The following is an 8,836-nucleotide window of genomic DNA, read 5'->3' on the forward strand; positions in this document are numbered from 1 at the left end:
CATTGCCCGACTGGCCCAGCGGGGCACCGGCCACTTCGTGTTGCTGGTCCTGTTGCTGGCCGCCGGTGCGGGGCTGATCTGGTGGCAGATCGATCCGGCCCGGGCCTTCTGGGTGGCCGTGGCAGTGCTGGTGGTCAGTTGTCCCTGCGCCCTGTCGCTGGCTACCCCGGTGGCCATGACGGCCAGTACCGGTCAACTGACCCGCCGCGGCGTGATTACCACGCGCGGTCATGCGCTGGAGACCCTGGCAGGCATTGATACGCTGGTTTTCGACAAAACCGGCACCCTGACCGAGGGTCAGCTGTCGCTCAGTCAGGTCCACCCGCTGGGGGATCTGTCCGTGCAACGTGCACTGGCACTGGCGGCGGCCCTGGAGCGGGGCTCGGAACACCCGCTGGCCCGGGCCATTAGCGCCCAGGCGGAGGCGCCACCGCCCGTCGAACGACTGCAGGCCACACCCGGTTGCGGGGTGAGCGGTGAGATCGACGGGGTCACCTACCGGGTGGGAACGCTGGCCTTTGTCTGTGAATTGAGTGGCGTCGATACCGCTGAGGCACCCGTGGCGACGCCCGGCACCAGCCCGATCTATCTGGGCTCGGCCGAGGGGCTGCTCGCGTTACTGGAGCTGAGCGACCGTCTGCGTACTGATGCCCGCGCGACCGTGGCCGGGCTGCAGGCACTGGGGATCGAGGTGCGGCTCTTCTCCGGGGACGACCCCGCCGCCGTGACCCGGGTTGGCGAACAGCTGGGTATCGCGCAGGCCCGGGGCGCGCTGCTGCCGGCGGACAAACTGGCCGGCTTGCGTGAATTGCAGGATCAGGGACATACCGTGGCGATGGTCGGCGACGGGGTGAATGATGCCCCGGTCCTCTCCCAGGCCCATGTCTCGATCGCCATGGCCAGCGGGGTCGAGCTGGCGCGCAACAGCGCCGACATGATTTTGCAATCCAACCGGCTGGGCCATCTGCTGGATGCCGTCAAACAGTCGCGTGCTACATTGCGTATCGTGCGCCAGAATATCGGCTGGGCACTGGGGTATAATCTGGTCGCCCTGCCGGTGGCGGCTGCGGGTCTGCTGACCCCCTGGCTGGCCGCGCTGGGCATGTCCCTGAGCTCGCTGCTGGTGGTGCTCAATGCCCTGCGCCTGTTGCGCGGGGAGAAGAAGGCATCGGTGCCACATCGGGAGGCCGGGGTTTCACCGCTGTCGCCGGTGGCGGATAATGATAGCCGCTCCGGCTGAGATACCCCGGGTGGCCCAGGCAAGGAGACATTATGGAGATCCTGTATCTGCTCATCCCCATCGCCGTGATCGTGCTGGCGGTGGCCATCGGTGCGCTGATCTGGGCGGTACGCAGCGGACAATTCGAGGACCTGGAAGGACCGGCTCACCGGATTTTGATGGATGACGACGATCCGCGGATTCCGAGCCGGCGTCAGGAAGATGCGTCCGGGGAGGAGGGGAAGGATAAGGACAAGCCGACTTGATGCACCGTCCCGGGTTTATTAGAATTTACTAATTGAAGATGATGCTTTTTGGAGAGCCCCATGAAAGAAATGTTCACGTTCCAGAATTTGCCCATGGTGATTGTGATTGCCCTGATCGCCATTGCCTGGTTCAGCTTACTGTCGGTCATTATCGCCGGCTGAACCGCCTGTAACCCGAAAAGTGCACAGGCGCTTTTCGGGTTGGTTTGTTACTCCCGCCACCTGCCATTTTTCTGTCAAAAATTCCTCAAAAACTCAACTCTGTCGCCGTATTCGCCGATAACTGAATGAACCGCGGGGTTTTTCTCCTTGCGGGAGTCATTTCAAGACGGAGTCTCGGTTGTTGGGTTTACTGCAACGCTCACGCTATTACGCGTTTTTTCTTATGATTCTGCTCATGTCGGGCAGTGCGCCCTTGTGGGCGGACAAGGCGCCAACAACCGATCTGCGCGTATTGATCGATATTTCCGGCAGCATGAAGCAGACCGATCCCGATAACCTGCGTCGCCCGGCACTCAAGCTGCTCACCGGTCTGATGCCCGGGGGAACCCGGTCGGGCGTCTGGACGTTCGGCCAGTACGTGAACATGGCCGTGCCCTACGGTCAGGTCGATGCCGACTGGAAAGCACGGGCCCGGCGTGAAGCGGAGGCGCTCCATTCCCGCGGTCTGTATACCCACATCGAGGCTGCGCTGGAGAAGGCGGCGTTTAACTGGACGTCGCCGGATCCAGCCTATGATCGGCATCTGTTATTACTGACCGACGGCAAAGTGGATGTCAGCGACAAGCCGCAGGCCAGCGACGAGTCCCGCCAGCGGATTCTGGAGGAACTGTTGCCACGCCTGCGACGCGCCGGAGTCAAAATCCATACGGTCGGGCTTTCCGATGGCGTGGATCGTGAGTTGCTCACGACACTGTCGGCCGCCAGCGGTGGCTGGTATGAGGAAACACGTGACAGTGAGGCGTTGCAACGCCTGTTTCTGCGTCTGTTTGAAAAGGCGGTAACGGTGCAGACCCTGCCCCTGACGAACAACCGTTTTGTCGTCGATGAAAAGGTCGAGGATATTACCTTGCTGGTGTTTCGTCGGGATGGCGAACCGCCCCTGAGCATTGTCTCTCCCGAACAGCACTCCTGGAGCGAAGCAGACCATCCTTCGACCGCCAGTTGGCACGGTGAAGCGGATTATGATCTGGTGACCATCGAACAGCCGCAAAGCGGTGAATGGCAGTTACAGACCCGTGAGGATCCCGATAACCGGGTCATGGTTCTGACCAATCTGCAATTGCAGGTGGATCCCTTGCCGGATCATTTGTTGCTGCAGGATGCGCTGAAGTTAAGTGCCTGGCTGAGTGATAAGGGGCAGCGGATCAACGATCAGAACTTTCTCGAACTGATCGATTTCACCCTGCATACCGATAACCCGCCTGATTCCGGGCCATCGAGCTATCCATTAAACGATCCGGATCTTGATGGGGTTTATCAACGTGATGTAAAGCAGATGCTGGTAGCCGGCGAGCATACCTTGCGGGTGCGGGCCAGCAGTCCGACCTTCGAACGCGAACAGATCCATCATCTGCGTATGTATGAGGCGCCGCTCACCATACGCCTGGAAGCGAAGCCCGGAGGGGACTACCGACTTAACGTTAACCCGGTGACGGCCCTGTTCAAGCCCGAATCAATGCAACTGTCATTGCGTAACAGCGCCGATGTGCCGGTCAAGCTGACCCGTGAGGGCAATGCCTGGCAAGGGGCCGTGCCGGCGAGTCTGAGTGGCGAGACCCTGACGATTGAGTTTCAGGCGACCCGCCAGGATGGACGCGATTTAGTCAGTCATGTGGAACGCCGGATAGGTGGTGGACCCGTCAGCACTTCGGCCGGCGAAAGGCGCGCTCCGGCTTCAACCGCTGCCGACACTGGGAATGAACCCGAGAGTGAAGCTGCCCAGGAACTGGACTGGCGCTGGGTTATCGCCATGGTGGTAGTGACCAATCTGTTACTGATCCTGGGTGGTCTGGCGATCTATGCCTATCTGCGCAAGCTGCGCCGTGATGTTCTGGCCTCCGAAGAGAAGGAGTTGGAACTATGAACGAGTTTCTGACCGGATTGCTGGTGCTGACCAGTGAACTGAGCGCGGTATTGTTGCTGGGCGCCATTGTGCTGCTGGTGGTGATGATTCGTCGTCAACGCAAGCACCGGCGGCTGGCCCTGGAGCTGATCAATCGCCTCCGCGATTCAGAAGCCGAACGGCGGCAGAAACTGGTCGCGCTGCTCACCGAGCATCTTGAAATGGATGCCGAACAGGCCGATGCCCGGGCCCGGTCGATGCTCAAATGCGAAACCAGTCTCTATTCCCACGTGTTGAGCCTGTTCATGGGACGGGACCCGGAACAGCTGCTGCAGGTGGATCACGACGTCGAAAGACTGGTCAGAAGTTACTATCATTTACTGGAAGAGGAAGAAGATGATGAGGGCGATGCTGAACGCGAATCACTGATCGTCAAACTCAAGCGCGAAAACAAGCAATTGCGGGATGAAAAAAATAGCCTGCAAAAAAACCTCGAGACTACCATGGAAACCATGGAGAACATGATGGATGAATATGCCTCCATGTATGAAGGCGGACACAAGGAAGGCGAGCAGCGTCTGAAAAACGAAATGTTCAAGCTGCAGCAGAAGATCAGCAAGGTGGTTTCCAGTGACAACGGAGAAGAACAACCGGCTGAAACGGATGGCGAAGAAGAAATACCGGAGCTGGACTCCGATGCGGAAGAACCCAAACCGAATCAGTAACTTCTCTGCAGAACAGAAGGCAACCATCTGTCCGGACAGGTTGCGGTGTCTTTATCAAGGCGGAGGTCAACCATGGGCGCAAAATCACCGTCACGCCAATCCAGGAGCATGCACGAAGGTATCGCCGTCTGGTGCGACTGTTGTTCCTGCGAGGCCGAACCCTACTGGCAGGCCGTGGCCGGGGAACTCGGTATCGACCTGGGCAGTGACTACGAATCCGAAACCGTGCCAGACAAGGCCGGGGATGCCACTTTTCGAGGCTCTGGAAAGTAACGCAAATACGCAAAGTTATATCAGTCCGCAAATGCACGCGAATTGACGCAAATGTAATGACAAGTTGATTGGCGTTTATTCGCGTTAATTAGCGGATAATTATTGTTTCGTTTACATAAAACTCAAGACAGACCAAAACAAAAAGGCCTCCATTCGGAGGCCTTTTAGTAGTTTGATGCTGGTCGCTCAATTTGGGTTCTAGCGACTAGCACCTGGAGACTGGCCCCTTGAAGTCAGGCGGCCAGTGAACCACGCAGTTTTTTCATGGCGTTGTTTTCCAGCTGACGAATCCGTTCGGCCGAGATGTTGTACTGATCGGCCAGATCGTGCAGCGTGGATTTGCTGTCGCTCAGCCAGCGCTGGGTGATGATATCGCGGCTGCGATCATCCAGTTTCTGCAGGGCGCCTATCAGCTGCTGCTTGTTATGCGCCGCCCACTGCTGATCTTCCACCACCTGCGAAGGCTCATGGCTCATGTCTTCCAGAAACCCGACCGGCGAGAGGTTGGGCCGATCATCGTCGTCATCATCCGGCTGATCGAAACCAACGTCCTGGCCGCTCATGCGGGATTCCATCTCGCGCACATCTTTGGTGGTCACACCCAGATCTTCGGCGACTGATTCGACCTCGTCCTGATTGAACCAGCCCAGACGTTGCTTGGCACTGCGCAGGTTGAAGAACAGTTTACGCTGCGCCTTGGTGGTGGCCACCTTGACGATGCGCCAGTTGCGCAGGATGTATTCGTGGATCTCGGCGCGGATCCAGTAGACCGCGAAGGAAACCAGGCGCACACCCACATTGGGATCGAAGCGTTTCACTGCCTTCATCAGGCCGATATTGCCTTCCTGGATCAGGTCCGCCTGGGGCAGGCCGTAGCCGCTGTAACTGCGGGCGATATGGACGACAAAGCGCAGATGCGAGAGCACCAGCTGTTGTGCGGCGTCCAGCTCGTGCTGTTCCTGCCAGCGACGGGCCAGTGAGGTCTCTTCCTCCGCCGAAAGCATCGGAATACTGCGCGTTGCCTGGATATAGGACTCCAGGTTGCCGGTCGGGACGGCCAGTTGCAGTTCTAGACCCTTACTCATAATCTGTGTTTCCTCTTTCATCATATCCACCAATACTAGCACTCGATAAGTTAGAGTGCCAAATACCTTATTAGTTCACTCTAATATATAGATCAGAATTGGCAGGAATTCAAAGACTTGTGGAACATTATTTGCTGGAATAGTTCCACGGGGACTCCTGTGCACCGTTGCTGGCGAACAGGCTGGCGCGGTTCCGGCCCTGCTCCTTGGAGTGGTAGAGGGCCTGGTCGGCCTTGTTGAGGAACTCGCTCAGGGGCAGATTGGGGTGGTCTTCGGTGCTGGCCAGCCCCAGGCTGATAGTGATATCAACCCCGGCCGGGCGCAGCTGCTGCACATGGTGGCGCAGTTTTTCCGCCAGCTCGAGCATGGCATCGGCCCGGGTCTGTTTGACCAGCACGCAGAATTCTTCCCCGCCGAAACGCACTGCCATGTCCTCCGGGAACCACTGGTTGAGCGTCTCGCCCAGCTCGGCCAGCACGTGATCGCCGGTAATATGACCCAGGGTGTCGTTGATCTGTTTGAAATGATCGATGTCGATCAGCATGGCCCAGACCGGCTGGTGCGAGGTGTCCCGGATGTAGCTTTCGCCGTTGTCCACGAGATAGCGCTTGCTGCGCACGCCGGTCAGGCTGTCGGTGGCGGCGATCCAGCGCATCGCCTCGGTCTGTTGCTTGAGCGCGTCATACTGGTGCTTGATCAGCAGCAGCGAGCGGACCCGGGCGATCAATACCTCTTCGATCAGCGGCTTGCCGACAAAATCGTTGCCCCCGGCGTGGAATACTTCGACCTGCTTCTGTTTGTCGTCGGAGCCGGTCAGTACCAGCACCGGCAGCTCCTGCTGCGACAGGTGCAGACGGGCGCGAATGGCGTGCAGCAGGTCACCGCCGGTTAACGCGCCCTCAAGGAAGAAATCGGTGATGACCATGTCGAACTCGGTCCCGGGGTTGGGGTTGTCCAGCAACACGATGGCCTGCTCGGCGTTGTCGGTCAGGGTGACCTTGAGGCCATGTTTTTCCAGGATTTTCCGGGTCACCGCGGCGGCGGTGCGGCTGTCTTCCACGTACAGGATATGGCCGACCAGCCCGGTATTGCGCTGGATAAACGATTTGATGAAGTCGCCAAAGGCCTTGTAGCCGTTGGATTTGTCGAAATAATCGGTGACGCCGGCTTCGAAACCCTCGCGCAGCAGACGCTCGTCGGCGTCGCCGGAGACCACGATGACCGGGGTGTAATGATGTTGCTTGGTGTCCCGCACGGCGCGGCTCAGTGCCAGGCCGTCCATGTCCGAGAGCAGCATGGCGGTGGTGATCAGATCGAAGTGTTGCTGTCTGAGCAGTGCCAGGGCCTCGTTACCCGATTCGCAGGTAATTACCTCGACGTTATCCAGTTCCTCGCGCACGATGCGAGCGAGGATGGCCCGTGAAACGGACGAGCCGTCAACCACCATGATCCGGGGATGTATGTCTGACATTTTTTTGGTATCGACTACAAATTTACTGCACTGCTACAGGTATCGACCGTAACAGGGCAATCTGTAACGAACTTTCAGGTTATTTTTCGGGCTTCAGCCCGGTTCGATGTCACGCAAATGGCGGCCTACGGCGATCCACGAGCCTACCAGCCCCAGCGCGATACCCGATACCAGCAATATGGCCGTGGTCTGGATATTCAATCCGCTCAGGCTGAAGCTGTTTTGATACAGGCCCGCCAGTTTTTCCACCGGTCCGCTGAGAATCCAGAGGGATACCGTGACCAGCAGCCAGGCGATCAGGGCGCCGAACAGGCCATACCAGAAGCCGGTATAGAGAAACGGGCGGCGAATGAAGGCGTCGGTGCCGCCGATCAGCTTGACGATGACGATCTCGTCCCGGCGGTTCTGGATGGCCAGGCGAATGGTGTTGCCTACCACCAGCAATACCGCCAGCGCCAGCAGGCTGGCCAGCACATAGACTCCCTGGCGCAGGATATCCATGATGGCATAGAGCCGCTTGACCCATTGCACGTCGAGGCGGGCCAGATCCACCCGGGGGTTCTCCCGCAGTTCCGCCAGCAGCGACTCGGTGGCTGCCGGATTGCCTCGCTCGAGCGCTGGCAATACCACCAGCACCGCCGGCAGGGGATTCTCCTGCAGGGCGTCCAGCGCCTCGCCGAAGCCCGACAGGCGCTGGAATTCGGCCAGTGCCTGCTCCGGTGAAATGTAGCTGACCTGGCGAACCCGGGGATGGTTCTCGAGCTGGCGGACCAGCCGACGCGCTTCGTCCTCGGGAGTGCCGCGCTGCAAAAACAGGGAAATCTGGCGGGTTTCGTCCCAGCCGCCACTGAGTTGCTGGGCGCTTTTGAGTACCACATGCAGGCCGGCAGGCAGGGCCAGGGCAATGCCGATCACGGCAGCGGTCATGAGCATCGAGGTCGGGCGGCGACTGAGCTGGCCGAGGGTGTAGAAAAACACCTGGGCATGACGCAGCAGGTGAATTCGCAGCCGGCCCGGCGGGCCGGTACGGCGTGACTCACTGCGCCGCGGTTGGGAAGATTGGGCAGGACGGTCGCGGCGCATGGGCTTACTCGCTCGGGTCACTGTCGGCACTCAGCCGACCCTGTTCCAGGGTCAGGCGACGGTAGGGCAACCCCGAGATCAGGGCCAGATCGTGACTGGCCACCAGTACGGTGACCCCCACCTGGCTGAAATCCTCGAAAATGCCCATGATCTCGGCGGAGAGCTTCGGGTCCAGGTTGCCGGTCGGCTCGTCGGCCAGCAGCAGGGGCGGCTTGTTGACCACCGCCCGGGCGATGCCGACCCGCTGCTGCTCGCCGCCGGAGAGGGTGATCGGATAGGCCTTCTCCTTGCTGAGCAGGCCGACCTTGTCCAGCGCGGCGCGCACCCGCCGGCCGATCTCACCCTGCGGCTGGCCGGCGATAATCAGCGGCAGGGCCACATTGTCAAACACGGTACGATCGAACAGTAACTGGTGATCCTGGAAGATAATGCCGATGTTGCGCCGGAAGTAGGGAATGCGGCGGCGGCCGATGCGTGCCAGGTTCTGGTTGTTGATCAGCACCTGGCCGCGGCTGGGCCGCTCCAGCAAGGCGATGAGCTTGAGCAGGGTACTCTTGCCGGCGCCCGAATGGCCGGTTAAAAACGCCATCTGTCCGGGGGGGATGTGGAAGCTGACATTGGTCAGCGCCTCATAGCCGCCGGGGTAGCG

At 59.6% G+C, this 8,836-nt stretch carries 9 protein-coding genes; 5 read left to right on the forward strand and 4 right to left on the reverse strand.

Annotated features, from left to right (window positions below):
• The 5 genes from RI563_RS01305 to RI563_RS01325 form a co-directional block, all read left to right on the forward strand.
• The coding region (locus RI563_RS01305; RefSeq protein WP_310692522.1) for a heavy metal translocating P-type ATPase at positions 1-1,240 on the forward strand (1,240 nt) is incomplete at its 5' end.
• Between the two features lie 32 nt (positions 1,241-1,272).
• The gene (ccoS, locus tag RI563_RS01310; protein ID WP_310692523.1) at positions 1,273-1,485 is read left to right on the forward strand and encodes a cbb3-type cytochrome oxidase assembly protein CcoS; all 213 of its coding nucleotides are present in this window, start codon (positions 1,273-1,275) and stop codon (positions 1,483-1,485) included.
• 340 nt (positions 1,486-1,825) lie between these two features.
• Positions 1,826-3,571: a vWA domain-containing protein gene (locus RI563_RS01315; protein ID WP_310692524.1), complete on the forward strand. Its 1,746-nt coding sequence runs from the start codon at positions 1,826-1,828 to the stop codon at positions 3,569-3,571.
• The gene (locus tag RI563_RS01320; RefSeq protein ID WP_310692525.1) at positions 3,568-4,275 is read left to right on the forward strand and encodes a hypothetical protein; all 708 of its coding nucleotides are present in this window, start codon (positions 3,568-3,570) and stop codon (positions 4,273-4,275) included. The genes RI563_RS01315 and RI563_RS01320 overlap by 4 nt, the downstream gene beginning before the upstream one ends.
• Positions 4,276-4,347: 72 nt before the next feature.
• Entirely contained in the window at positions 4,348-4,548 is a 201-nt protein-coding gene (locus tag RI563_RS01325; RefSeq protein WP_310692526.1) for a hypothetical protein, read from the forward strand.
• A 233-nt stretch (positions 4,549-4,781) separates the two neighbouring features.
• Here the strand turns inward: RI563_RS01325 and rpoH are convergent, their stop codons facing one another.
• The 4 genes from rpoH to ftsE all read right to left on the reverse strand — a co-directional run.
• Complete coding sequence (rpoH, locus tag RI563_RS01330; protein ID WP_310692527.1) at positions 4,782-5,633, reverse strand: RNA polymerase sigma factor RpoH; 852 nt, start codon at positions 5,631-5,633, stop codon at positions 4,782-4,784.
• A gap of 127 nt (positions 5,634-5,760) precedes the next feature.
• The gene (locus RI563_RS01335; RefSeq protein WP_310692528.1) at positions 5,761-7,104 is read right to left on the reverse strand and encodes a diguanylate cyclase; all 1,344 of its coding nucleotides are present in this window, start codon (positions 7,102-7,104) and stop codon (positions 5,761-5,763) included.
• A gap of 93 nt (positions 7,105-7,197) precedes the next feature.
• A complete protein-coding gene (gene ftsX / locus RI563_RS01340; protein ID WP_310692529.1) occupies positions 7,198-8,187 on the reverse strand; it encodes a permease-like cell division protein FtsX in 990 nt (329 codons plus the stop codon).
• A 4-nt stretch (positions 8,188-8,191) separates the two neighbouring features.
• The coding region (ftsE, locus tag RI563_RS01345) for a cell division ATP-binding protein FtsE (RefSeq protein WP_310692530.1) at positions 8,192-8,836 on the reverse strand (645 nt) is incomplete at its 5' end.

Origin of the sequence: Thiohalophilus sp. (assembly GCF_031581315.1) — a bacterium.
GTDB lineage: Bacteria > Pseudomonadota > Gammaproteobacteria > UBA6429 > Thiohalophilaceae > Thiohalophilus.

Coding starts and splice junctions, on each gene's coding strand:
- RI563_RS01325 (WP_310692526.1), top strand. CDS start 4,348: ATGGGCGCAAAATCACCGTCACGCCAATCCAGGAGCATGCACGAAGGT.
- ftsX (WP_310692529.1), bottom strand. CDS start 8,187: ATGCGCCGCGACCGTCCTGCCCAATCTTCCCAACCGCGGCGCAGTGAG.
- RI563_RS01320 (WP_310692525.1), top strand. CDS start 3,568: ATGAACGAGTTTCTGACCGGATTGCTGGTGCTGACCAGTGAACTGAGC.
- RI563_RS01335 (WP_310692528.1), bottom strand. CDS start 7,104: ATGTCAGACATACATCCCCGGATCATGGTGGTTGACGGCTCGTCCGTT.
- rpoH (WP_310692527.1), bottom strand. CDS start 5,633: ATGAGTAAGGGTCTAGAACTGCAACTGGCCGTCCCGACCGGCAACCTG.
- ccoS (WP_310692523.1), top strand. CDS start 1,273: ATGGAGATCCTGTATCTGCTCATCCCCATCGCCGTGATCGTGCTGGCG.